Origin of the sequence: Paenibacillus sp. FSL H7-0942, from assembly GCF_045040715.1 — a bacterium.
Lineage (GTDB): Bacteria > Bacillota > Bacilli > Paenibacillales > Paenibacillaceae > Paenibacillus > Paenibacillus amylolyticus.
In genome coordinates, this window is sequence record NZ_CP150279.1 from 1,155,328 (window position 1) to 1,180,747 (window position 25,420).

General features: G+C 39.9%; 18 protein-coding genes and 1 pseudogene. 16 read left to right on the forward strand and 3 right to left on the reverse strand.

Annotated features, from left to right (window positions below; all coding sequences use genetic code 11):
* Positions 1–207 precede the first annotated feature (207 nt).
* Entirely contained in the window at positions 208–3,690 is a 3,483-nt protein-coding gene (locus MHI48_RS05150) for a glycoside hydrolase family 2 TIM barrel-domain containing protein (RefSeq protein ID WP_405143244.1), read from the forward strand.
* 108 nt (positions 3,691–3,798) lie between these two features.
* On the opposite strand, the gene MHI48_RS05155 is transcribed toward MHI48_RS05150, so the two are convergent.
* Positions 3,799–4,248: a hypothetical protein gene (locus MHI48_RS05155; RefSeq protein WP_339197305.1), complete on the reverse strand. Its 450-nt coding sequence runs from the start codon at positions 4,246–4,248 to the stop codon at positions 3,799–3,801.
* 172 nt (positions 4,249–4,420) lie between these two features.
* On the opposite strand from MHI48_RS05155, the gene MHI48_RS05160 reads away from it, so the two are divergent.
* Positions 4,421–4,894 (forward strand): DUF4362 domain-containing protein, encoded by a 474-nt coding sequence (locus MHI48_RS05160; protein ID WP_339197308.1) that lies wholly within the window; start codon positions 4,421–4,423, stop codon positions 4,892–4,894.
* A 175-nt stretch (positions 4,895–5,069) separates the two neighbouring features.
* Here MHI48_RS05160 and MHI48_RS05165 read toward each other — a convergent pair whose 3' ends face one another.
* Positions 5,070–5,246 carry a hypothetical protein gene (locus tag MHI48_RS05165; protein WP_405143247.1) on the reverse strand — a complete coding sequence of 59 codons (177 nt, stop codon included), beginning with the start codon at positions 5,244–5,246 and terminating at the stop codon, positions 5,070–5,072.
* A gap of 89 nt (positions 5,247–5,335) precedes the next feature.
* On the opposite strand from MHI48_RS05165, the gene MHI48_RS05170 reads away from it, so the two are divergent.
* From MHI48_RS05170 to MHI48_RS05210, 9 genes and pseudogenes are all read left to right on the forward strand, one after another.
* Positions 5,336–5,716 (forward strand): hypothetical protein, encoded by a 381-nt coding sequence (locus tag MHI48_RS05170; protein WP_076329394.1) that lies wholly within the window; start codon positions 5,336–5,338, stop codon positions 5,714–5,716.
* A gap of 398 nt (positions 5,717–6,114) precedes the next feature.
* Positions 6,115–6,996, forward strand: coding sequence for a DUF4183 domain-containing protein (locus tag MHI48_RS05175; protein WP_405143249.1), 882 nt, complete (start codon positions 6,115–6,117; stop codon positions 6,994–6,996).
* An 82-nt stretch (positions 6,997–7,078) separates the two neighbouring features.
* Positions 7,079–7,363, forward strand: coding sequence for a DUF4183 domain-containing protein (locus tag MHI48_RS05180; protein WP_036606220.1), 285 nt, complete (start codon positions 7,079–7,081; stop codon positions 7,361–7,363).
* A gap of 256 nt (positions 7,364–7,619) precedes the next feature.
* Positions 7,620–8,771, forward strand: a complete 1,152-nt coding sequence (locus MHI48_RS05185; protein ID WP_405143251.1) for a WXG100 family type VII secretion target — start codon at positions 7,620–7,622, stop codon at positions 8,769–8,771.
* A 3-nt stretch (positions 8,772–8,774) separates the two neighbouring features.
* On the forward strand, positions 8,775–9,248 hold the full coding sequence (locus tag MHI48_RS05190) for a hypothetical protein (RefSeq protein WP_405143253.1): 474 nt from the start codon (positions 8,775–8,777) through the stop codon (positions 9,246–9,248).
* Positions 9,249–9,350: 102 nt separating this feature from the next.
* Complete coding sequence (locus tag MHI48_RS05195) at positions 9,351–10,013, forward strand: hypothetical protein (protein ID WP_340902369.1); 663 nt, start codon at positions 9,351–9,353, stop codon at positions 10,011–10,013.
* A gap of 494 nt (positions 10,014–10,507) precedes the next feature.
* Positions 10,508–13,456: pseudogene (locus MHI48_RS05200) on the forward strand (DUF3427 domain-containing protein); the annotation flags it as partial.
* Positions 13,457–13,617: 161 nt separating this feature from the next.
* Positions 13,618–14,118 carry a hypothetical protein gene (locus MHI48_RS05205; protein WP_405143256.1) on the forward strand — a complete coding sequence of 167 codons (501 nt, stop codon included), beginning with the start codon at positions 13,618–13,620 and terminating at the stop codon, positions 14,116–14,118.
* Positions 14,119–14,134: 16 nt separating this feature from the next.
* Entirely contained in the window at positions 14,135–15,382 is a 1,248-nt protein-coding gene (locus MHI48_RS05210; RefSeq protein ID WP_405143258.1) for a DGQHR domain-containing protein, read from the forward strand.
* Between the two features lie 30 nt (positions 15,383–15,412).
* On the opposite strand, the gene MHI48_RS05215 is transcribed toward MHI48_RS05210, so the two are convergent.
* Positions 15,413–15,670, reverse strand: coding sequence for a helix-turn-helix domain-containing protein (locus MHI48_RS05215; protein WP_405143260.1), 258 nt, complete (start codon positions 15,668–15,670; stop codon positions 15,413–15,415).
* 285 nt (positions 15,671–15,955) lie between these two features.
* Between MHI48_RS05215 and MHI48_RS05220 the strand changes: the two genes are divergently transcribed.
* From MHI48_RS05220 to MHI48_RS05240, 5 genes are all read left to right on the forward strand, one after another.
* On the forward strand, positions 15,956–16,843 hold the full coding sequence (locus MHI48_RS05220) for a DUF4007 family protein (protein WP_405143262.1): 888 nt from the start codon (positions 15,956–15,958) through the stop codon (positions 16,841–16,843).
* 2 nt (positions 16,844–16,845) lie between these two features.
* Positions 16,846–20,319: a hypothetical protein gene (locus MHI48_RS05225; protein ID WP_405143264.1), complete on the forward strand. Its 3,474-nt coding sequence runs from the start codon at positions 16,846–16,848 to the stop codon at positions 20,317–20,319.
* A 4-nt stretch (positions 20,320–20,323) separates the two neighbouring features.
* Positions 20,324–21,199, forward strand: a complete 876-nt coding sequence (locus MHI48_RS05230) for a hypothetical protein (protein ID WP_405143266.1) — start codon at positions 20,324–20,326, stop codon at positions 21,197–21,199.
* 780 nt (positions 21,200–21,979) lie between these two features.
* Complete coding sequence (locus tag MHI48_RS05235) at positions 21,980–23,599, forward strand: DEAD/DEAH box helicase (protein ID WP_405143268.1); 1,620 nt, start codon at positions 21,980–21,982, stop codon at positions 23,597–23,599.
* Positions 23,596–25,413: an ATP-binding protein gene (locus MHI48_RS05240; protein WP_405143270.1), complete on the forward strand. Its 1,818-nt coding sequence runs from the start codon at positions 23,596–23,598 to the stop codon at positions 25,411–25,413. Before MHI48_RS05235 ends, MHI48_RS05240 begins: the two co-directional genes overlap by 4 nt.
* Positions 25,414–25,420: the final 7 nt, after the last annotated feature.

Below are 25,420 nucleotides of genomic sequence, written 5' to 3' on the forward strand. Positions count from 1 at the left end.
CGAAAGTTACAATGCTTGGAGGGAATAAAACGTTCATCATTATGGCTAAAAAATCTTATGAAAAGGAGTTACAGGAAAGAGACTGATGGTATAATCGGGATATGTGTTATAGTCTTACTTGTGTATTACCGAAAAGGTTTTCGGAGAAAGCGACATCTACTGTTGTAACCGTAATCATAATTTACTTCAAGAAAGTGAGAAACTAACATGAATCAGAAGAGACTTTTTAATGATGGATGGCAATTTGCGAAAAGCAAGCTGGATGTTACGGAACCTGCGGGTCTGGTGTATGAACCTGTGGAGCTTCCCCATGATTGGCTGATATATAATACGCTTGAACTATATGAAGACAGCATCGGATGGTACCGAAAGACGTTTCATTACACGAAGGATGAGCAGCAGCTTCTGCTTTGTTTTGATGGCGTATACATGGACTCTTCGGTGTATGTGAACGGGCAGCTGGTTGGGGAGTGGAAGTATGGCTATTCTGCTTTTGAACATGAGATCACGAATGCACTGGTGGAAGGCGACAATGAGATTGTGGTCAAAGTAGTACATCAGAGCCCGAACAGCAGATGGTATTCCGGGGCCGGAATCTATCGCCATGTGTGGCTGAAAACGAGAGACCGCAACCATATTGTTACGGATGGGATCTATGTATCCATTAATCAGCAGCCGAATGGCTGGCAGGTGGAAGTAGATACGGAACTGAACCTGGAACAGAATCAGCAAGCAGAGCTGGTGCATACGATCCGGTATGAAGGTCAGGTGGTGGCATCGACGAAGGCGAATGTTACGGCTTCTTCGGGTGAGAATGCGGTCGTATCGGAAGATAGCCAACAGATCATTGTGGAGAGTCCAAACTTGTGGAGCCCGGATGCACCGCATCTGTATGAACTGGTGACAGAGCTGCGATTGATCTTGGATGATCAGGAAGATCGGACAGTTGAATCGGTATCACAGCGGATTGGATTCCGGGATATCAAACTTGATGCCAATGAAGGGTTCCACCTGAACGGGGTCAAGATGAAGCTGAACGGCGTGTGTGAACATCACGATCTTGGGGCGCTGGGAGCTGCGTTTAACCTGACGGCATTGCGTAGAAGATTTGTTTTGCTCAAAGAAATGGGCGTTAACGCCATCCGTACCGCGCATAATATGCCTGCCAAAGAGTTCATGGAACTCGCGGATGAGATGGGTATGCTGGTTGTGTCTGAAGCCTTTGATATGTGGGAACGTGCCAAAACGCCATACGATTATGCGAGATTTTTCCCGGAGTGGGTGCATACGGATGTGAAGAGTTGGGTGAAGCGCGACCGTAACCATGCCAGTCTGATCATGTGGAGTATCGGGAACGAAATTTACGATACCCATGCGGATGAGCGTGGACAAGAAGTAACTCGGATGCTGATGGATTATGTGCTGGAATTTGATCCAAAAGGTAATGCTGGCGTGACGATTGGTTCGAACTACATGCCATGGGAAAATGCACAAAAATGCGCGGATATCGTGAAGCTGGCAGGTTACAACTACGCGGAAAAATATTACGACAAACATCATGAAGAACATCCGGACTGGATCATCTATGGTAGTGAGACGTCTTCGGTGGTGCAGAGCCGTGGCATGTATCATTTCCCGTTCGAACAGCCGATTCTGGCAGATGATGACGAGCAGTGCTCGGCTTTGGGTAACAGTACGACCAGCTGGGGCGCGAAGTCGGCAGAATACTGCATCTTGGCAGAACGGGATACACCGTATTCGCTGGGTCAGTTCCTGTGGACTGGATTCGATTATATCGGAGAGCCGACACCGTATCATACGAAGAATTCGTATTTTGGACAATTGGATACGGCAACTTTCCCGAAAGACTCCTATTACATCTACCAAGCAGCTTGGACGGATTATAAGAAAAGTCCGATGGTTCACCTGTTCCCTTACTGGGATTTCAGCCCGGGTCAGATTATTGATGTACGCGTATGCAGCAACGCGCCGAAGATTGAGTTGCAACTTAATGGTAAAACCATTGGTACGTACGATATCGATCATGCCAATGGAACACAGCTGTCTGGCTGGTGGAAAGTGCCGTACGAAGAGGGCGAGCTGAAAGCGATCGCTTACGATGAGAACGGGCAGATCATTGCAACCGATGTGCAAAGATCCTATACGGATGCGAAGAAGATTCGTCTGCAAGCGGATCGGGCGCAGTTGCAAGCCAGTGGAACGGACCTTATTTTTGTAGAAATTGATGTTGAAGATGAAGCGGGTAATCCGGTTCACAATGCAAACAACCGTGTGCAAGTTCAGGTGAGTGGTGCAGGACGATTGCTGGGTCTGGATAACGGGGACAGCACCGACTATGATCCATACAAAGGATTGAGCAGAAGACTATTCAGCGGTAAACTGATGGCGATCATCGGAGCGACAAATGAAGCTGGAACGGTACGGATTGAAGTTTCTTCCGAAGGGTTGGAAGGGGCTGTAGCTGAGTTTGAATCGCGTATTGTGGATGCGGAACTGGTTGATGAGAAGCAAGTTCAACCTGTCTTCATGAACAATGAAGAACGTCCAGTGCTTACGGGAAATGCTCAGGAGATTCCTTTGCGGAAAATCGAGATCATCAGTAAAGCAGGACAGTTGCTCAATCCGTCCAATCCGGAGCTGGTCGTAACCGCCAAGCTGTATCCGGAGAACACCTCCTATCGCGATATCGAGTGGGCCGTTGTGAACGATGCGGGGATCGAGTCCAACATTGCCAAAGTGGAAGCTGTTCAAGCAGAAACGGGCGACAACGGTGAGCATCAACATGCGGTGAAGGTATCGGCTATAGGTGACGGGGAGTTCCGGCTTCGCGCAACCAGTACCAATGGTACGGATAAAACGAAACTCATCTCCCAGCTGGAGTTCAAGGCGGACGGTCTCGGTACAGCCTACAAAGATCCATACGGTTTCATCACAGGTGGACTGTACGATTACACCAAAGGTGAGGTAGGTAACGGTAATGAGCGCGGGGTAGCGACAAGTCGGGATGGAGAGACGCACGTAGGTTTCCGTAATATTGACTTCGGACCGTACGGCTCCGATACCATAACGATTCCTATTTTCACGCTATCCACTGAGGACTACTTCATTCAGATCTGGGAAGGTATGCCGGATGAAGAGGGAAGTACGATGATTGCAGATGTGGTTTATGACAAAGAGTCCATTTGGAATGTGTATCAGGAAGAGACGTACCAATTGTCCAAACGCCTTAGCGGGATCACGTCGATCTGTTTTGTGCTGAAGCAGAAGATTCATATTAAAGGGTTCTCCTTCGAACGTCAGAGTCGGGCCTTTGAACAGAATGTGGCTGCATCCTGTGACCATCTTTATGGAGATACGTTCAAAATCGAGGGTGACCGTGTTGAAGGCATCGGGAACAATGTGTCGCTGGAGTTTGAGAACATGGACTTTACGGCAGAAGGCACGTCGAAGCTCGTGATTTATGGTCATTCACCGATTGATAAAAATACGATTCATATTCGCTTCGCAGGTGCGGACGGACAGAGCAACCAGCTGGTTGAGTTCACCCAGTCGGGTGGATATGAGGAACGGGTGTTTGAGCTTGAGCAAGTGACAGGTGTGCAGAAAGTAAGCTTTATCTTCCTGCCAGGCAGTCAGTTTGACTTTGGCTGGTTCCGATTCGAGAAATAAATGTGATGGAAATATAAAACCCCTTCAAGCAGGCATCGGTTCATGGGAACGTGGATCTGAATCGCTTGCGTGAAGGGTTTTTTTTGTATGTAGGTGTGAGAGAAAACATCAATGAAACTGCTCTGCTTCAACTGAGAGATCTAAGTGATGGCCTATTCTGCTATAAATGTACAACTTAATCTCCGTGTCTTGTAATGCAAGCAGATTGATCGTTTTATCACTATTTCTGTTGATAGATGTTTCCATAGGTTCACTTACTTCATCTACATACATTCTCACATATACCGTGTGGTTGCTGTTGTTTTCAATCGATATGTTGGCATGTGTCCCGTTCGAAGCAACCATTGTGAAGCTGCCGTTGTATGCGGAACGACCTTCATGTTGAGTTGGGGCAATGAGCAGAACAGGTGTAGATGTTGGGAAGGATTGCTCCATTTCATGGGCAAAACCGGTTGACTGCCGTTCGTTAGTTGAAGCTAGAGTCGCTGTATTGGCCGAATGGGTGGGTATGAGTACAGATAGAGCCAGTGCTACACCGAGCATTGTTTTTAATGTCATTAAACTAACCCCCTGCTGAATGATAAAATACTAAAATTTCCGTTGTTGTTAACTATACATTTCTATGATTCTAAACGTTTAGGACAACGAGGGAGTTACAGATAAATTACAAATTAAGCATAATCATGCAACAAAGGATAGTATTGAACCGTTTCATACATGAGGTGATGGAATGAGAAAAAGTATGCTTATCCTATCGTTAGCTTTAATGCTGTTAACTGCCTGTCAGGCAAATGATCCATCAATGAATGCTTCCGGAATTACGCAAGCTTTTCCAGAAATTATTGAGCCCCATAATCCAGAGCAAGCGGAGCAAAGCGGGGATGTGGTTGTGCTTCATGGAGGCATACGGAACGAAGATAAGTGGGACACATTTATGAAGAATGTGGAGAAAAAACAGCAGGACCAGGTTCGTGTAACGATGTATACCATTGAAGGTGGGCCCATTATCCAGGAATTGATCTATGATGGTACAGCTATTCAATCGACTTACGATAACTCAAGGGATGCCTACGGCTCCAAACAGGGAATGAAGACCGACACCTGCAAAGGGATCGGGACAATGAAGAGTGAGCAGGGACATATTTTTTACGTGTTAACCGGGTGTGAGAAGGAAGAGAACCCCTTTTGGATGCCTAAGTTGTAAATGAGATGTATCCACATGCAAATTCTTAATAAAAACTGTGAAGCCGAGGCTGGTATGCAGGTTTTTGTTTCTATTTGAAAGGTGAAAAATCGAGATTTTATCTGTACAAAGCAAAGCATTGACTGTCCACCACCCTGAATCTCATAACCCAAGTGCACTTCATGATCTGTGTAGGTTAGGTTGCATTACGTAGTGTGATGGTAAGCTCATCTACGGTTTTGGTTTGAAGTGGGATGTTTGAATCGGGAAGTTCGGATTCTTCTTTATTAGTTACAGAAAAATAAAGCACAAGTTGAAGTATCAATATGATAAGAGCAATAATGATAGCGATGATGATATTCCTTTTGCTCAATGTGCATCTTCCTTTCAGCGAATAGATTTTTAATGAAGTGAATTTAGTGGTTAATAACCAATTCTATCATATTTTGGGTGGTGATATAAATGAAGAGGCTTTGGGTGTTATGTATTTTGATACTTTTAGTGACAGGGTGTGGTCAGAACAATAGAGAGAAAGCCATTGATTATCTAACGCAAAATCAAAGAAATGATGCATCACTCATTGTATTTACCGACCGACCTTCGGAGCGACCATTTATTGTTGAGTTACAGACGCAATTAAATGAAGTGAATAACGAGAATTTGAGGGCAGAAGGCCCAATAACTAACGTAACCTTTTATAATGTCCGTGATGAAAATAAGTTTAATTATGAGAAGATTTTTGGTCTGAAATCATATCCGTACATGATCCTGTTCGAGAAAGGCGAGATTACACTGGAGACGCATGAACCGGAAGCGATCGTTCAGCATTTTAAGAAGAGGTGAGAGTCTACTAAAAAGAAGTTTGATCCCGATGGATCGTCTGAGTTAAACATACAGTGAGGTCCTACTGGGGAAACAATGAAGCCATGCTGGCAAGACAAAGGACAACTATAGCAGGACTCTTGTCTTTTTTATTGGGCTTCTTCAATAGTTATTCGCACACTCTCCGAATGTGCTAAGGACATAGTATAGGGCATATATACTGTGTGCCTTGGCCTAAGGAGATGACCATTTTGAAGTATCTGAACAAGAGGACAGCCACCCTCAACAAATTAAGGCGCAGTCGTTCTACGTCGAAATGCAGAAACAAACACTTGGGAAAACGAAAGAAATACCATATTATCCGTAGGTCTTATCGGAGAAAAGGCTGCTCACTGAAGCGTCCATTAAGATCACAGAAAATGGTACGTGACAAAAAAGTCATTGCATTACCGAGAGGGATGGGTAGCAACCCGGTATGTTGTGAGCCCGCCCCCCTGCTCGCTCCGTTGAGACAACATGAATTGGAGACTGTGAGTCTCCCTGGAACGCAAGGTGTGGCAGGTGTCCAAGGCCCCGCCGGATCTCACGGCGAGCCGGGTCAACCAGGAGTTCCGGGAGCGCAAGGCCAAGCTGGCCCTCAAGGTGAACCGGGTCAAGTGGGGCTTCCCGGAGCGCAGGGTCCTGTTGGTCCTCACGGCGGGCTGGGTCAACCGGGAGTTCCCGGAGCGCAGGGTCCGGCAGGTCCTCAGGGTGAATCGGGTCAACGGGGAGTTCCCGGAGCGCAAGGCCCCGCAGGCCCTCAAGGTGAATCGGGTCAACCCGGAGTTCCCGGGCAAGGTCCCGCAGGGCCTCAAGGTGAACCGGGTCAAGCAGGACTTCCCGGAGCGCAGGGTCCGGCAGGTCCTCAGGGTGAGCCAGGTCAACCGGGAACTCCCGGAGTCCAAGGACCAACGGGTCCCCCAGGCGAGCAAGGTCCGCCGGGCACCGTACCCGGAATTGAAATCATTCCTACGGCAAACCGTTACTTCTATTTTCCGGACACCGATCTGGATTTGTCCGCATCGGTTGTAATTCCTGCCACAGAATTCACGAATGACGATGGCGACAGCATAACCGAATTTTCCGGGGGTGGACTTACTAGTTTCAACAATCTTTATATAAACGGGATTGTCCAACCAGGAAACTCATACAGTGTAAGTGCGGAGAGGTTGTTTTTTTCGTCACAAAACGGTGTGATCTTTGCAGGGACACCTATCACTATCGAGATAATTATAATAACAGTCAATATCACAAATGGTTAAAATTGGTTTTAGTTGCTGGTTCCTTTGCCTTCACTACTCCCAAACCTACCACATATACTATGTTAGGTAGGAGGTGAGAAACATGCCACTTGTGACACCATTTCAGAACAGTTTAAGATTTGTTGCAACCATTGGTGATGGGACCGGCACTGGGGCAACGTTTGCCATTGCTGCGACTGCTTTTACAAACGACGCTGGTGTAGCTGCAACCGCATTTCCAGGCACCTACAACTACTACAATCTTTATATTAATGGCCTTATGCAAACAGCAGATACATCCTCGGCTACGACGACTACAATTACAATTCCCGGTGGAGATGCATTAAATGATGGAACTCCAATTGTTGTTCAATTTGTAGTGTCTTAAAGAAGATTTAATCCTACTGTATTGTTATCTTGTGCGACTTCTATCTGTGATAGAAGTCGTTCTTTTTGTACAAGTTACCCAGTCGGCTCAAAGGCATTCATCCATGCATTAATGTGCAAAAATAGTTACCCAAGGATGTTGCCGAACTACCGGATAACCTCTGAGGAAATGATCCTTCCGTTTGATTCCAAACCTCCTTCTCACTTGTTAAAATTTAGGTACATAAACTACGGTCAGGTTGGCGGGTGATAAGGAAATGCAGCGAATTGAGGTACATCCCGATCTATTGGAGGAAAAGGCCCGGTTGGTCCAGCAGAAGAAACAGGAACTGGAGCGAATGGTCTGGGAACTGGAGAAATCAATTTATATGTTGCAATCCGAGTGGTCGGGTGTGACAGGAGAGCGTTTCTTCTGGGATTTTATGCAGGTGAAAGAAGTGTTCCCGACTACAATCGGGCTGTTGGACGAAATCCAGAAAGAGTTTACGTTTATCGCGAAGAACTTCAAAACAACGGACGGCTCAGGCGAGGTTGCGCTGTACATTCCAGAGGAACTAAAGCGAAATTTCGCTGTAGGGCTGCTTGATAAATCAGTAGGAGAAACAATAACGGGAATGGGTCAGACGGCAGAAGCTTTCTTTGAGAACCCATTCAGTACATTAAGCAGTGTGGCATATGCCATGACAGTGGGCAAAGTTGTAGACGTTGGGCGTGGTATTCAGTTTGCATGGGATACCGCTTGGGGCACGGGAACGGCGCGGTCTGACATAGAGCAATTTGTGGAAGAGCAGAAGAAGCAGATTGATGAGAGTGGAGCAGGGTATTACGGTGGAGCGATGACGGGACAGGCCTTGGCGTATGTTTTGTTTGGTAAAGCTTTTCGTTCAAAGGACGATATTGGGTCGGGCGGAGGCAAGCCGGAGTCGGGGAAAGGAAAAGGCGGGACAGGTAATAGAGATATGACTGAGCCTACCCTACCCAAGGGAAGTAAACCAACTGGAAATTATGGAGTAGGTGATTCCCATGGGATAAAGAAACAAAATGAAACTGCTGACTTCTTAGCTGAACAAGGTTATGAAATCAAAATGTTAGACGAAATAAATGGCGGAAATGGCTATGGAATTAAGGCAACTTCTAATCCTGACTTTTTAATTCATGGTAAGGTTTTTGACTGTTACTCGCCTAAGGAAGATGCAAACGTAGATAATATTCTTCGAAACATAGCAACGAAAACTAAAACGCAAGCGGAAAGAATCGTTGTTAACCTAGATGAATTTCCCACGGAAAAAGTTAATGAACTTAGTCAAGGAATTAACAGAAAAGCAAATCCAACCGGAGATTTGAAAAATCTGAAAGAGATTTTATTCGTTAAGGACGGTAACATAACACGGGTGTTTGGGGAGGATTAATAGATGGACTATGAATTATTTTTACAAAGTAAGCTCGATCGTAATTCTTTGGGGAAACTGATAGAGCAATATGTCACTGAATCGGTTGTTGAGAAAGCTTCTTTCCAAAGTAGTGAAGAGGAAATAGTAATTGGCAGTAGCTTTTTTACATTGCATCTTGAAATTAAGGATATTTCTGATATCACTTTTGTTCGACAGCATTATAACTTAGATGTGAATGTATGCATTAGAACTCAATTGTTTGGCAGTACTTTTTCTGAAGGTATAGAGCATATTTTCAGCATTATTAGTAAGCTAATAAAACATACTAGTGGAAATCTTTTATTCCTAGAAGATGGTTCTACTCAAATACTTAGAATGGAGAATGGTCTGTTGGCGGTTAATAATCGGTTGGATGAATATCAAACTAAATACCTAACTCCAAGCCTTCTTCTTTTACTTGACCGTCCTTATATTGAAAAGGAGTTATCAAGTTAAAAAAAGCAGCAGGTAATGAAATAATGATACTACTCAAAGGCACTTCTACCAGGCAAACGTAGAGGTGCTTCTTACTATAAAATCCTAGGAGAACGGTTCGCTATGATACTAAAAAAACGAACTTTAATAATCGGATGCTGCATTGGCTTTGTATTTTTACTTGTTCTAACCTATAGCTTTTATAAAGAAAAAAGAATGTATGAACAGTATCTAACGATGAATGTACGACAAGATATGGTTGATATGAAAAGTGCGATTATAAATAATGATATTTTATTTGACCAAATACTTAAGAATGAGAAAATAACAAACGAGATGGTTGAGGATGGAGAACAAGCAAGCCAGCTCTATTACAACTTTACAAATATGACGCAGATTATAGATAAGTATAACTTGATGAATCTAAATTTCAGTGAAGAAGCTAACTGGCTGGTAAAACCCGCATCTTTTTTCACAAACGATCTAGGTCAAGAGGATGTAATGCCACCTACACTTTACCGCATGCGAAAGACGTTCGAGAGACTGGACTTAACCAGTTATCCTGTAACAGCTGAACTTAAAGCCAGGGTCGAGGAGTATCAGCAGTTAAATCATCGATGGCTCAACATTGTTGGGGATTTTGAATCCAAGGAAACTAACGAGAAGGATTGGCCCCAAATCTTGAATGATTTGGAGTTAGAGACCCGAAATTATTTTCAAGAGATTAATGTGGATTTTGTTGGTGATGACGTTTGGAGAGACGCATTAAATCCAAGGTACCAATGATAATTATGAGTGTGATTGATGTCTAATAAATTTAAGAGGTTCTTTGGTATGAAAGGAGATGAGGAGCATAGCCATCCTAGAAATATTTAATGAATTAGCAGTGGTTCTTTTACTCATTGGTACCTTCTTTTACTTTCTAGAGTTACGTAAAATCAAAAGGCAAAGGAAACTAACGGTTATAGAATACATCATGTACGTCACGATTCAAGTTGGGTACTTACTTTGGGCAGGAAGCCGATTGATCATGTTAATTTCATAATAGCTCTATTAAAAGTGGAGTACTCCCGCCGTTCAGAGGCAATAGAGAGTGCTCCTTTCTCTTATATTCGAACAACTAATGAAAATATCCCCATACTGGACGATAATAGATTAGAGAACATTCTACCTATTCCAAATCATTAGCTGAATCCCTTACATATCCACAACCATCCTACACCCACAAGAGGTATATTCATGAAACAAGGTATATATGAACAGCTTATCAACACCATCACCAGACAGCAGTGTTGGCGCAGATTCGAACGTGTAATGAGATTATTGCTACCCTGAAAGGCACACTGGGGGAAGAAGAGTACAACGAATTGCAACTGGACGAGCAGGGAGAAGTACTGACCCATGTGTATTCCAAGTTGAACAGCATTCGTGCGGTCCGGGATACCAAAATCGTTCGTCCAGATACGCCTATCTCCCAAAGCTCTTTGTTCACAGGTGCGAAGTCCGAGCCGAGTATGTTACTGGAGCTGCAAAAGGAGATCGTGACCGCCGATCGGATCGATTGGCTGGTTTCGTTTATCAAATTCAGCGGACTTCGCCTGCTGCTGGAACAGCTTCAACAGTTCACGGCTAGTGGCGGGAAGCTGCGGATCATCACGACCACCTATATGGAGGCAACCGACCTAAAGGCCATCACTGAACTCAGCAAATTACCTAACACAGAGATCCAGATTTCGTATGATACCAAAGTGACCCGGCTGCACGCCAAAACGTATATTTTCCACCGCGATACCGGGTTCACAACAGCCTATGTCGGCTCCTCTAACCTATCCAACCCAGCGCTGACCAGTGGTATGGAGTGGAACCTCAAGGTGACGGAGAAAGATTCACTCGATGTGCTGCGCAAGATTGAAGCGACCTTCGAGAGTTACTGGAATGACCGTGAATTCACGCGATATGTAGCTGAGGATGAAGGGCATGAGGCACAGTTGAAGGCGGCTCTGAATCGTAAAAAAGATCAGTCCAACCACTTTCACCTCGACATCCAGCCTTACGATTACCAAAAAGAAGTGCTGGAACAGCTGAACGCCGAGCGTACGTTGTATGGACGAACCCGCAACCTGATCGTCGCCGCCACAGGCGTTGGCAAAACGGTCATCTCTGCCTTCGACTACAAGCGATTCCGGGCAAGCCATACGGGAGCAAAGCTGCTTTTTGTTGCCCATCGGGAAGAAATCTTGAAGCAAAGTCGGGACACGTTCCGGTATATCCTGAAGGATATGAACTTTGGTGAGCTGCATGTCGGGAATTACCGAGCAGAGGCGCTGGATCACTTGTTTGTTAGTATTCAGAGTCTTAACTCCATGAAGCTGACGGAGATCACTAGCCCAGACTATTACGATTACATCATTGTGGATGAATTCCATCATGCGGCTGCACCTTCATACCAGAAGCTGTTGTCCCATTACGAACCGAAGATTTTGCTGGGACTCACCGCGACGCCTGAACGGATGGATGGCAAAGACATTACCGCCTACTTCGATCATACGATTGCCGCCGAGATCCGTCTAACCGATGCAATTGACCGCAAGCTCCTGAGCCCTTTTCAATATTTTGGCGTCACCGATACTGTCGATCTATCTCAGGTGAAGTGGTCGCGTAAAGGCTACGATCTGAACGAACTGGAGAAGCTCTACACTCATAACAAAATCCGTGCCAACCAGATCATCCAAAGTCTGAACAAATACGTAACCGATCTGGACGATGTGAAGGGGCTTGGTTTCTGCGTAGGGGTGGATCATGCAATGTATATGGCAAAAATATTTAACGAAGCCGGCATTCCATCCATGGCCCTGCATGGCGGGTCGAGCGAACAGGAACGTCATTCTGCGAAAGGACAGCTGGTGAACGGGGAACTGCGCATGATCTTTGTCGTTGATCTGTACAATGAGGGCGTGGATATCCCTGAGGTGAACACCATCCTGTTCCTGCGTCCTACCGAGAGTCTGACCGTATTCCTGCAACAGTTGGGACGTGGACTACGGATGGCGGATGGTAAAGAGTGCCTGACCGTGCTCGACTTCATCGGGCAAGCGCATCAGGAGTACAGGTTCCAGGATAAATTCCGCGCCCTGATTGGCGCTACCAAACATTCCATCTCGTACTACGTCGAGAACGGCTTTTCGAACCTGCCTCGCGGCACGTTCATTCAATTGGAAAAACAAGCGAAGGAATACGTCATGCGCAACCTCAAGCAGATGAGTCGTAATCGCAGAGCGTTGATCCAGAAGCTGCAAACGTTCCAGCAAGACACCGGACTACCGCTGACCTTGGCTCATTTTGTTGAACATCACGGGATGACACTAGTTGAATTGTATGGTGGACGTACGGGCAAAAGGTATTTCCGCGGCATGTTGGCCGAAGCCGGATTAACAGCACCCATCGAAGATGAATACGAGGAGTACATCCGCAGACTGCCGTCTGTGCTTACGATTAACTCCCGAAGCTGGCTGACGTTCCTGATCGACTTTATTGAAAAAGGCAAAGAAGCAACCACCGCCGATGAACGGCGCATGTTGATTATGTTCTATTACACCTTCCATCGAGCTGCGCCCGAGAAGCTAGGACTGACCAGCATCGAAGAGGGTGTGCAGCGTGTGCTGTCTTGTGAAGCATACCGAGCAGAACTTGTGGATATTTTTAAATATAATCTGGCTCATCTGCGATTTGTGGATAAAAGCAATTCGTTCCCGTACACTTGTCCACTGGATATCCACTGTCTGTACTCTATTGACCAAGTACTTGCCGCCTTCGGTTACTGGAATGCCCAGCAATCACCTGCCTTCCGTGAAGGCGTGAAGTATTTTGCAGATGAACAGACCGATATTTTCTTCATTACGTTGAACAAATCGGACAAAGATTTCTCACCCTCCACATTGTACGAGGATTATGCGATTAACGAGCGTCTATTCCACTGGCAGACACAGAGCAGGGTGTCGGAGCATACAGCTACCGCGCAGCGGTATATTCATCACCGCCAGACAGGCCACCGGATCGTGCTGTTCGTGCGGGAGTATAAGGAGGAGCATAACTATACCTCTCCATTTGTTTTCCTGGGCGAAGCAGATTATGTGAGTCATGAGGGGAACAAACCGATGAGCTTTGTATGGCGACTGCGGGAAGAGATGCCTGCGAAGATGGTGGCGGTGGCGAATAAGTGTATTGTATGAGAAACAAACCAAGCTCATCATAAGAAGTAAGTCTGGATATTCAAACAGTTATAATGTATTCTTGGGTTGGAATTCAATTTAATTTGCTTTAATTAATAGAGAAGGGAGAATATAGTAAGCAATTAACTGTTAAATAAATTAATTGGCCAGGTGATCTTAATATGGAAGAAGTAGACCTTATACAAAAAATACGTAATACAGAAGTGAGGTTTAAATTATGTCCAGATCTGTGGAACCTGCAGGATTTTGATTGGGCTAATGTGACATTTCATGAAACAAAATTCCTAGACTCTAATGGTAAAGAAATGCATGCAGAGATGGATGATTTGCCTAATAATACAGGCGGGATATACTTTTTTTATATAAGACCGGGTATACTTCCTAATACAGAATATCTTGTTTATATTGGACGTGCTCAATCGACTACGGCTCAAAACTTAAAAAAACGTTGTCGAAGTTATTTTCAAAAATATCCTCAAGAGCGCCCTAAAATAAATTCAATGATTAGGGAATGGGGACCATATTTATACATAAAATATATTGAGCTAAAGGACAATAACACTATAAATGATCTTGAAAAAAAATTGATTAATTCATTTCTTCCACCTTTTAATGATGAAATTCCAAATAAAATTATAAAAAGAGCTGTTAATGCTTTTTGATAAGGATGTGTATAAATTGAAATTGCCTGCTATTCGAGGAAATATAGGAGTATGGACTTATTACGTTTCAACTATGAGTTTCAGTGATATTTCTAAGTATGTAAAAGAGATAAATGATGAGTTACATAAATCGACTACTCTTAGCGAAATGATTCAGAGGAGTATTACAAATAATTACAAAAATATTAAGAAATATATATTGAATCAGGATGAACGCTTTTTTAATTCACTTGTCCTTGCTGTATATGCCGGCAATCCTCAATGGGTGGAAGTTGAAATAGATTATGACGATGGAGAAGAATTTTTCAATATGGGTTTTTTGAAGTTGAATGGGGAAGAGAAAATTTTTCCGGTTGATGGTCAGCATCGCGCAGAAGGTATAAAAAGGGCTTTGGAGGAAGATTTGAGTTTATCATCTCAATCTGTACCAGTAATTTTTATTGGACATAGCACTGATGATAGAGGTATGGAAAGAACCCGTAGGTTGTTCAGTACACTAAATCGCTATGCTAAGCCAGTAAGTATGAGAGATATAATTGCATTAGATGAAGATGACATTGTAGCTGTAATAACAAGAGAATTATTAGTTGATCATCAACTATTTAAGAATGATCGGGTATTAGATTCTAAAGGCAAACCAATTCCAGAAGCTAACAAAAGAGCAGTAACTTCAGTTATCACATTGTATGATTGTAATAAGGAGTTACTGAAGTATTTCAAAGTTATTCGAAATGATAAGACTCGCATTAATGACTATTTAAGACTCCGACCTTCGGATACGGACATTGAAGATTTTAAGGTATTTGTATTCAATTATTGGGATTCATTTATGAAGATTGATGTTATACAAAAATTTTTAAATACTAATGAAGATTCACCAGCAGAAAAATTTAGAAATAGAAATAATGGCGGTCATCTTTTGTTTCGTCCGATAGGTTTACTTCCTTTTGTAACAGCTAGTATAGAATTAAAGAGAAGAAATACAGAAATCACTATTGAGACAATTTTTCAAGAATTTGATAAAATTGATCTATTCCTCAATGAACAGCCATGGATAAAATTTTTGTGGAATGACCATGAAAAGAAAGTTATTGCTGGTGACAATCAATTGGTTAAATTATTATTAATGTTTATGTATAAGCCTGATATCTTAAAAGAAAATGAATTTAAGAAATTGGATTCTAAGTATAAAGGTAAATTAGGTGATGTTAAGGAAGCAGAGGGAATTCTTAATGAGTTGAGAGAGAAATCTTATCATATCTAACTTTCTAAATGATAATATGTTTAACAACCATCACATAGATTGATGGTTGTTTTTTTGTTTTTTGTAAGACAATTCTTCAAATAAGTAAAATAATTCATGGGGTTTAAGTTGTAGAGCTGTTGCTAGAGCCAGAATTTTAGATAAAGAAGGGTTTTTATGTCCTCGCTCTATTTCGCTTACATACGATCTGTCCATATCAGCTTTCAAAGCCAGATTTTCTTGGCTGATATTAAGTTCCAACCGTCTATTTCTGATTATTTCTCCAAAGATGACTTGTTCAATTTCCAAGAGCACAGCCCCTTAATTTGATTAATATTGAACTTATCATAAAAATTTTACGAAAATAATGTCAACAGGCTATAGCCTACAGTATTAGAAAATGATATAATTTTGATGCCTATAGCCTACAATATTAGGAAGGGGGATAAGATGCTTTCCAAAAGAAATTACAAATCATTCGTTTAAAGAATGTATGTTCCTATTAAATGTTGTCTATGTAGGTTGAACTAGTGTATAATCATCCCTGGAAGGTATTAACCAGGGATGAATCCTATTTGAAAGGAAGTATCATGCATGGCATATGCAAGGCATCAAAGTTTCTACTTGAGAGATAAATGGCTTAGTAAGGGTTTGAAATCAGTAGAAGATAATAGTCGTTTCTTTTACAATGATGATTCTTTTGAAAAAATTGGCCTTGGTAAAAATATGGTTGAAGCCTTAAAATATTGGCTTTTTGCTTTTGGGGTTATAGAAGAGAAAATCGAAGATGGTCTGAAAGTACATTCTCTTACAAATTTAGGGCAATTGATCTTTCAGTTCGATAGAGTTTTGCAACATAATGTTACTTTATCAATCTTACATTATAAATTAATTTGTAATGATAATGATCAATCTACAGTATTTGATTGGTTTTTTAATACCTATAAGGAAACCGCTTTTAAAAAAGTGGACTTGAATTCTTCGTTCGAAACTTGGGTTTCTTTGAATGAGTCTAAAGAGATTTCTGATAAATCATTAAAAAGAGATATTGATTGTTTGGTTCAATTTTATACAAAGCAGCCCAATGAACTTGATCCTGAGGATGTTACGTTCAGCCCGTTTTCGAAATTACAACTGTTAAAAATTGAACCTTCAGTTAGTGAAAGAGAAACCATAAAAAAAATTTCTCCTGATATTGAAACTATAGGTGTTAATGCTCTGTACTTTGTGCTTCTTGATTACTGTAATAAAAACAAGATCGAATTAGTGAGCATAAATGAGATTGTCAACGAGAAGTATTTGTGGGGTACTACATATAATTTGTCTCGGAACAAAATTATAGAGGCTTTAAATGTGTTAACTAACCATGACAAGTATCCGATACAATACGTTCGAACTAACAATTTGGATTATATAAAAGTTGCTCAGATAGAGCCAATGGATTTTTTGAATGATGAACTTGGCAAGAGAGTGGTGTTGTAAATATGACTTTTAAAACTAGTGTTAACATTAAATTTGATATAGGCAATACTGAATTCATTAAGAGATATATATCTACCCCGTCTCATGCAGAGGCTATTAATGGGATTATTGAAGGTTTTACTAAAGAAGATGCAAATCGAGCGCATATTTTGGTTGGCCCGTACGGGACAGGGAAATCTTTATTAGCAAATATAATTGCAAGTATGGTTTCTAAATCAGTATCTTCAGAGGATGTCAATTCACTTGTTAATAAATTCATACAAGTAGATGATAGTACAGCTCATCATATAAGTGAGGTATCTCAATTAGAGCGTCGCTATCTTCCTATTATACTGAGTGGGGACGAAGGACGGTTTAGACAATCCATACTTTCAAATCTACTAAAAAAGCTACATGAAGAAAACATACATGTAACCTTACCAGGAGTAAGTTCAAAGGTAATTGAAACGATTACTAGTTGGAAGCAAAGTTTTCCTGAGACATATAGTTTGTTCCACACCAGATTACTATCGGAAGGTAAAGAAATTGAACCATGGATTACAGAAATAAATAAACAAAATGACAAAGAGATCTCTTACTTTTCTGAATTATACTCTCAATTGACTTCTGGTGCTTCTTTTGACATTGATTACAATCAAAGTTTTATAACTCAAATAGAATATGTTTTAAAAGTACTACACCAGAATAATATAGGTGTTTTCATTGTATATGATGAGTTTGCACGATTCTTACAAGGACTAAATGATTCAAAATTTAATGAAGCCATGCAAGATATTCAAGACCTCGCCGAGATTGCTAACCGTAATGAGTTAATACATCTATTGCTTGTTACACATAAAGGTCTTCGTCAGTATTTTAGTGGTTTAGGCGAAGAAGCAATTAGTGAATTTCAGCGCATTGAGAAGAGGTTTAGACAATACCTTATTAAGAACGATCAAGCTACGTTTCTTCGTTTAGCTGAAATTGTTATATCTGAGAATTTAGAGAATAAGCCTGAAATTAGTAATGAGTTGTTTAAATATAGCCGCGACAAATTAAGGGAATATACTTTATTCCCAAGCTTAAACCAGACAGAAAAGGAAAAATTGATCTTGAAGGGGATGTATCCATTACATCCAGTCTCTCTATTTATGTTACCGCAGTTAACGAGCGTTTTTGGACAAAACGAGAGGACATTATTTACTTTCTTGGAAAGTCGAGATAGTGGTGGGTTCCATAATCACATAAATAAAACGGATAACTATTATTTGCCGCATCAGCTATTTGATTACTTTTTCCCTGATTCGAGAGATATAACTTCCGAGGAATTAGCTGGACACTTTTTACTGTTGAAAAAGGCTATCGCGAGAATCCCAAGTGATCTTCTACAACAGGAGTTAGCTATAAATTTAATAAAGTTCGTATCACTTTGGAATATCTGTGGATTACAGTCTGAAGTAAGATTGACGGATGAGTTTATGTCATTTGTATTTAATGGAAATCATGCAGACTTAGAATCAGTTATTCAAATATTAAGTGATAATAAAATACTCAGATACAATAGAGTGAGTAATTACTGGGAGTTGTTTGCAGGTAATTCCGTTAACCTACAGGAAAGAATAGAGTCAGACAAAGCCTCTTTGCAAATTAATGAAAAAATACAAAAAGAAATATTGTTCAGAAATTTAAGCAAAAAATATTATTTTCCTCAACAATATAATGATATTAAAGGTATGACACGATTTGCTTCAGTACAGTTTGTATGTGACTTAGATATTCCAGATTACAAGAGTATAATTGGACAACAAACAGCTGACCTTACTATTCATTATCTATTGCTAGGTTCTGATTATCATAACAATGAAAAATATGAAGAGATTCTGGAGATAAGTAAAGAAAAGGGTACCCTTTTATATTTACATTCTAAGCCCTTAGTGGTTATTCAAGACGAACTAAAAAATATTTATGCGTTAGAGCAACTTTTGAAAAATAAAGCATTTATTGAAGAAGACAAAGGTATCAAAGAAGAGATAATTCTTCTGCTCAATGAATCAAAATTTATAGTTTCCGATTACTTGAATGAAATAGATACTTTTTCAAAAGATTCATGGTACTACAACGGTGAAAAGTTGAGCTTTATAAACGATGTGGAGTTGGGTAATTTCCTGTCAGAAAAATGTCATGAATTATTTAGATATACACCGGTCATTCTTAATGATTCGTTTAACAGGACTGTCATATCTGCCCCCCAGAAAAACGGCGCTATTAAATTAATTGATTTAATAATGGAGAACCCCCGTGTTGAAAAGTTTGGTATTGAGGGTAATGGCCCTGAGTATAGTATATACGCGTCAGTGTTTAAAAATAATGGGCTGTTTGATTTGAATATAAACAATGCAGAGTTTCAAAATATTAAATACGAGCCCTATGCTGTTCTAAGACAGCGTTTAATAGAATTATTGGATCATAAGCCGTATGGTGATTTTAAAGATATTATTAATTTGTTTACAGACTCGCCTTTTGGGATCAGAAAACCAGTTGTACCAGTTATATTAGTGGCGATGTTAAGTGATAGGCTAAGTGAATTTATGTTGTACAGCAATGAAATGTTTGTACCAGGGCTTAATGGAAATAAACTTTTTGAAATCATCGTAGAAATAGGAGCAGGTCAATATCAGTATAAGTATGAAAGAATTGATGACAAGTATATTGATTTCTACAGGAAAATCGAAGTGGAGTTTTCCAATTCTACAGAGGAAAGACTTGTTAATAAATCTCGGACTATATTTATCGCTGGAACATTACTAAAGTGGTATAGGGGTTTACCGAGGTATACGCAGCTATCAAACAGTATCGACGATCTATTTAGTTGGTTTAGAGAGTGTATCCGTCGCTCGGAAATTAGTCCACAAGAAAGTATGAAAATGCTGTTTGAAAAATTCTATGATAACTTCGATAATATGGTTGCTTTAAAAGCTTATGGAGAGAACCACATTAATGTAATAGGAAAGCAAATCGAAGATAATATTTTTTCTATTATCGGAGTAAACAATTTTAATGAGCTCTCTGAGTGGCTTGGTAAACACGGTTTGAATAAAAATCCAAGAAACAATCTATTAAATTCTTTAAACAGAGCCCTCCTACACAACGAAAGCGATCTCGAATCTGGATGGTTAATACGTTTCGTAGAAATGTATGTAGGTGTACGCCTTGAAGATTGGTCTGATGCCACATATGATATTCTTATTAATCAATTGAATCAGGATATTTTAGCACATGATTCCCAAGAAGATATAATAAAAACGGATGAAGGAATTCCAGTACAGATTGGTCATAGTAAAAAAATAATAAATGAAGTAGACTTATCTGTTAAATCTAAAGTGATGTATGATAATTTAGATAGGCTAATTAGTGCTACAAAAAAGAGTGTTTCTCGGCAAGAATTAGAATTCGTAGTTTACAAAATATTTGAAAAATATGTAAGTGACATGGAGTGAGGAAATGGACGAAAATAAAAAAAGAAAAGTCCATGTGGCTATGTTCAGTGGTGGAGCAGGAAGTGCGTACGTAGCGCATCATATGGTTCAAACTTATGGCAAAGAAAATTGTGTTTTGTTTTTTACAAACACTTTATGGGAAGATGAAGACAACTATCGATTTATGGAAGAGGTAGCTGATTATATAGGGATAGAAATTACCCAGAGAGTTGATGGCAGAACACCAGAAGAGGTGTTTCATGAAACTCGATTCCTAGGAAATGCAAGACTAGCAAAATGTTCTGAAGAACTAAAAGTAAGACAAACGATAATATTTTTAGAAGATGAACTTAGAAATGAACAAGATGTAGAGCCTATTCTTTATTTTGGCATAGGCCCTCACGAAAGTCATCGAGCTGACAATTTAAAGGAATTTTATAGCCACTTTCCCTTGGAGCATATAGAAACTAGATTTCCTTTGATAGAACTATTTAGAGAAGATCTTGATGCGAAAGGTATTATTCAAGAAGAGTGGGGAATTAAACTCCCAAGAATGTATACTATTGCTGAACAGTTAGCTGAAGAAAACAATGAGAATGCTAAGATTTTGCTTAAACACAATATTAAAGGTTTTTCTCATGCAAATTGTGCAGGGAAATGCGTTAGAGGTGGTTTCCAGCATTATGCTATACTTTATGCTATCTGGCCTGAACGTTTTAAAGAACAGGAAGAGATGGAAGAACGTTTTAGAGATTCCTTCAAGAAAAATGTGTCAATTCTCAAGAAAAACGCTGGTCCCTACACATTAAAAGAGTTCAGGGAAAAGTTAGAATCAGAGGGATTTGAGAAGTATCTATTTCAAGAGGATGCTGATATTCCTTGTGTTTGTTCATTTTCATAAATGCCGATAATCAGCCCATGAATTGTACGAGTCCATTGAAAAAACGCCTAAAGACAATCTTCTTGATTTTTTAGAGAGGGTTGTCTATTTTTTATACTAAGATCAAATGCAGGTATGACCCTTTTGATATCGATTTGTTGGAGCAACTAAAATAGATATAGTCTCCAATTATCGATCCCAGCTTACTAACTAAATTCCTGAAGCTGCGTCTTGGGGAACTCATCTGTGGGATCTTTTATTCGAGGGGCTCTCCAACTCTATGATTTTGAATTTAATCCACACGCAGCAGGTACCAAAAGTCAGCGAAAATTCTACATTTACTTGTCAAAGCGCTTCTTAAAGCCTTGATAAGTCAATGAAAGATATATTTGCCTAAACCAATCACAAACTTACTAGAAAATGACTGAACTACTACCAAACTCATGATCGTATTGAAAAGATGGGCTATTAACCAATGCTCTGAGCGTATCCGAAGAGTTAAATTCGTTCTAGGAAGATTCAGATGCCAAGGTTGGTTCTACATAATTAATAGTATTCGTGTGCACACTTTAGTTTAGAAAATACTGATAAGAACGTGTAGTATTATTATTGATCGAAGATAATAAGTTGAGATTAGAACTGTAATTTAGTTGATAAATTTCAAATTATATTGTATATAAGTTATAGAACGCATTATATAAAACTTTAATTGTGCTATATTCTATAAGATGCAGCTACTATAGAGTAAGTATATTATTAGAAAAACTAAGCGAAAATCCGTATAGAAAAGGGAATGATGAATTGAGATTCGACGATATTCTTTCACGAGCGGATGAACAAACTCTTCAAGAAATTTTAGGGGCAAATACTATCAGAGTGTTAACTATTCTAGATGAAACTCAGGCATATAATAAGTACATAAAAGAACTGGTTATTAATTTATTTGGTAAAGAGGGTTTATTGTTAGACAAGAAAAAACGAATGTTAATATTAGACCTATTAAGAGAAAGTGAAGCTAAAGAATTAGTGGGACTCTTATACACTTCTCCTGAATATTCAGATCTGGAGTTATACTCCAAATTAAAAAAACATAATTTCAATCGTGGCTCAATGGACGAAGAAAAGCTATTTCGTTTTTTTGATTTAGTGCCACCTTTAATTGAAGAAATAGAAAATGTTCAAGTGGAAACTTTAGTGGAGGGGAAATATACTTTATTTCCACATCAGAGAGAGGCTGTTACAAAAGTCAAGAAATTATTATATAATGAACCTTTTCGGGTTTTGTTGCATATGCCGACTGGTTCAGGAAAGACTCGCACGGCAATGAATATTATAGCTGAACATTTAAGAAATAATGAACCTACTGTAGTCGTTTGGCTTGCTGGAAGTGAGGAATTATGTAGTCAAGCTACTGATGAATTTGAGAAATCCTGGAGTTTTTTGGGGAATAGAGATTTGAATGTATATAAATATTGGGGAAATAATAAAATAGAGATCAATAATATTTATGATGGATTTATCGTGGTTGGTTTACCAAAAATCACAAGTGCTCTGAAAGATTCTAAAGGAATTTCATTGATCACCTTGTTGGCAAATAAAACATCGCTGATTGTAATGGATGAAGCACATCAAGCGGTTGCACCAACTTTTAAAACAGTAATTGATTCTTTGTTTTATATAGGCAATCCAAATAGATTGCTAGGATTGAGCGCTACTCCTGGTCGCACATGGAATGATGTGAACGCAGATGAAGAATTATCCAATTTTTTTTCCAAACAAAAGGTTAGATTAGATGTCCAGGGATATGCTAACCCTATTGATTATCTAGTTGATGAAGGCTATCTTGCTAAGGTCAAATACAGAGATTTAACGTATGATCGTGGTGTAGTTTCAGTCAGTGATCTCAAATCAATATCTGCATCTATTGATATTCCCTTAAATGTATTGAAAAAACTAGGCAAAGATGATCAAAGAAATTTAATGATTATTGAAACCGTTGAAAATTTGATATTAAAACATAAGAGAGTGTTAATATTTGCTCCTTCAGTAGAAAATTCGAATTTGCTTGCTTGTATATTACAAGCACGTGGTCATATAGCGCATTCAGTAACGAGTCACACAACGCCAAATATGAGACGAGAGATCATAAAAGAGTATAAGCATAATTCAAAAGAACCTAGAATTATATGTAATTATGGTGTTTTAACTACCGGGTTTGATGCCCCAAATACAAGTGCGGCAGTTATTGCTAGACCGACATTATCGCTTGTTTTGTACAGTCAGATGATAGGACGTGCAATACGTGGAAGAAGGGTTGGAGGCAACTTAGAAGCAGAGATAGTTACAGTAATTGATACAAATTTACCGGGTTTTAGGTCTGTTTCAGAATCATTTGTAAATTGGGAGGATGTTTGGGAATGAATGATGAACTACAATCTTATGTGCCAGCGCATTTAGCAATTGAAGCAATGAGAGATAATGGATATAAAAATACAGCTTATGCAGTTTGTGAGTTAATTGACAATTCTCTTCAAGCTGAGGCTGATCATGTACAACTCCTATGTGCAGAAAAAGAGGATGAATTTGCCTCTAGAAAAACAAAAAGAATATATAAGATAGCTGTTCTAGATAATGGTGTAGGAATGGAGAAAGATGTATTAAAAATTGCTTTGCAATTCGGAAATGGTACTAGATTAGAGGACTCTAACAGAGATGGAATTGGAAAGTTTGGGATGGGATTGCCTGCATCCTCTATATCACAATGTAAAAGGGTAGATGTTTGGAGTTGGCAGAATGGGCATGAGAATGCCATACATACTTATCTTGATATTCAAGAAATAAAGGATAGAAAACGAACTATTGTTCCAGATCCGGAAAGGAAAGAAATTCCAAATGTGTGGTTAAAGGCGGCAGCAAATGTAGGGCAAACAGGAACACTGATTGTTTGGTCAAAACTTGATAGACTAATATGGAGTAAGGCTAAGACCATAATAGAAAACTCTGAAAACCTCATAGGGAGAATTTATAGAGAATTCTTAAACGATGGAGATAAGATTATATCGCTAAAAGCATTTTCAATAAATAAACCGGAAGAATTGACAATTGATCGGGATGCACGCCCTAATGATCCAGGCTATCTAATGAAACTTACAAGTTGTCCGGCTCCATTTGATGCTGTTCCTCTCTTTGAGCCATTCGGGGAAAATTACGAAGTTCGTTATACTATTGACTTCCAGGGGCAAAGTCATGAGGTGACTATAAGGTTATCTATGGCTAAACATGAAGCACGTTACAATGACAGCATTGGTGGTTCTACAGCTTATGGTAGGCATGCTCAAAAGAATATTGGTATATCTGTAGTGAGGGCAAGACGTGAGTTGGACCTAGATCAAAGCCAAGTTTTACAGAGTGATACACGAGAAAGATGGTGGGGGATAGAAGTTGAATTTCCACCTTCACTTGATGAACTTATGGGAGTAACTAACAATAAACAAGCAGCAAGAAATTTTGCGGATATTTTAAATTTTGATATCGAAGATTTGTTGAAGAGTGGAAAATCTCTGGATTTGATAAAATCTGAATTGGAAGAAGACGGGGATCCTCGTGCTCCATTAATTGAAGTATCACTCTTTATCAAGAGACAATTAAAAGTGATGAGGGAATTAATAAAAGCTCAGGGCAAGGGTAGAGGAGGATCTAATAGTAAACGGTATGAGAATACTCCTGAAAAAATGGCAACAGAATTAACTCAAAAACGTAAAGATGAGGGTTTTGTGGGAACAAGCGATGAAGATGAGAAGAATACGCCTGAAATTAAAGAAGAAGATTTAAAAAAAGAACTTATTGATACGGGGGTTGTTGAGGAGCAAGCAGAAGAACTCGCTGCGAAAACCATAAAAAACAATTTAAAATACTCCTTTTCAGAAGCTTCTTTAGAAACTGATGCTTTTTTTGCAGTGCGTCCTAAAGGAGGATCAATAAATATAATATTGAACACAAGGCATCCAGCATATGATAATTTTCTAGAAGTTCTTGAAAGAGATAGCCACGAGAATAATATAAATGAACTTACAGACCGCCTTGAGATTGCCTCCAATGGATTAAAACTTTTACTAATGGCTTGGGCAAGATATGAAGATGAATTATTAGATGGACCTCTTAAAGAAAAAGCACAAGAGGCTAGAACGGATTGGGGGAGAGTTGCCAAGAGGTTCTTAGCAAATTCAAATACTTAGGCCCTTT

Excerpts from the sequence above, each read along its gene's own strand:
- MHI48_RS05160 (WP_339197308.1), top strand. The coding sequence starts at position 4,421 with ATGAGAAAAAGTATGCTTATCCTATCGTTAGCTTTAATGCTGTTAACT.
- MHI48_RS05195 (WP_340902369.1), top strand. The coding sequence starts at position 9,351 with ATGATACTAAAAAAACGAACTTTAATAATCGGATGCTGCATTGGCTTT.
- MHI48_RS05240 (WP_405143270.1), top strand. The coding sequence starts at position 23,596 with ATGAATGATGAACTACAATCTTATGTGCCAGCGCATTTAGCAATTGAA.
- MHI48_RS05175 (WP_405143249.1), top strand. The coding sequence starts at position 6,115 with ATGGTACGTGACAAAAAAGTCATTGCATTACCGAGAGGGATGGGTAGC.
- MHI48_RS05155 (WP_339197305.1), bottom strand. The coding sequence starts at position 4,248 with ATGACATTAAAAACAATGCTCGGTGTAGCACTGGCTCTATCTGTACTC.
- MHI48_RS05230 (WP_405143266.1), top strand. The coding sequence starts at position 20,324 with ATGGACGAAAATAAAAAAAGAAAAGTCCATGTGGCTATGTTCAGTGGT.
- MHI48_RS05220 (WP_405143262.1), top strand. The coding sequence starts at position 15,956 with ATGGCATATGCAAGGCATCAAAGTTTCTACTTGAGAGATAAATGGCTT.
- MHI48_RS05225 (WP_405143264.1), top strand. The coding sequence starts at position 16,846 with ATGACTTTTAAAACTAGTGTTAACATTAAATTTGATATAGGCAATACT.
- MHI48_RS05205 (WP_405143256.1), top strand. The coding sequence starts at position 13,618 with ATGGAAGAAGTAGACCTTATACAAAAAATACGTAATACAGAAGTGAGG.
- MHI48_RS05150 (WP_405143244.1), top strand. The coding sequence starts at position 208 with ATGAATCAGAAGAGACTTTTTAATGATGGATGGCAATTTGCGAAAAGC.
- MHI48_RS05185 (WP_405143251.1), top strand. The coding sequence starts at position 7,620 with ATGCAGCGAATTGAGGTACATCCCGATCTATTGGAGGAAAAGGCCCGG.
- MHI48_RS05170 (WP_076329394.1), top strand. The coding sequence starts at position 5,336 with ATGAAGAGGCTTTGGGTGTTATGTATTTTGATACTTTTAGTGACAGGG.
- MHI48_RS05190 (WP_405143253.1), top strand. The coding sequence starts at position 8,775 with ATGGACTATGAATTATTTTTACAAAGTAAGCTCGATCGTAATTCTTTG.
- MHI48_RS05180 (WP_036606220.1), top strand. The coding sequence starts at position 7,079 with ATGCCACTTGTGACACCATTTCAGAACAGTTTAAGATTTGTTGCAACC.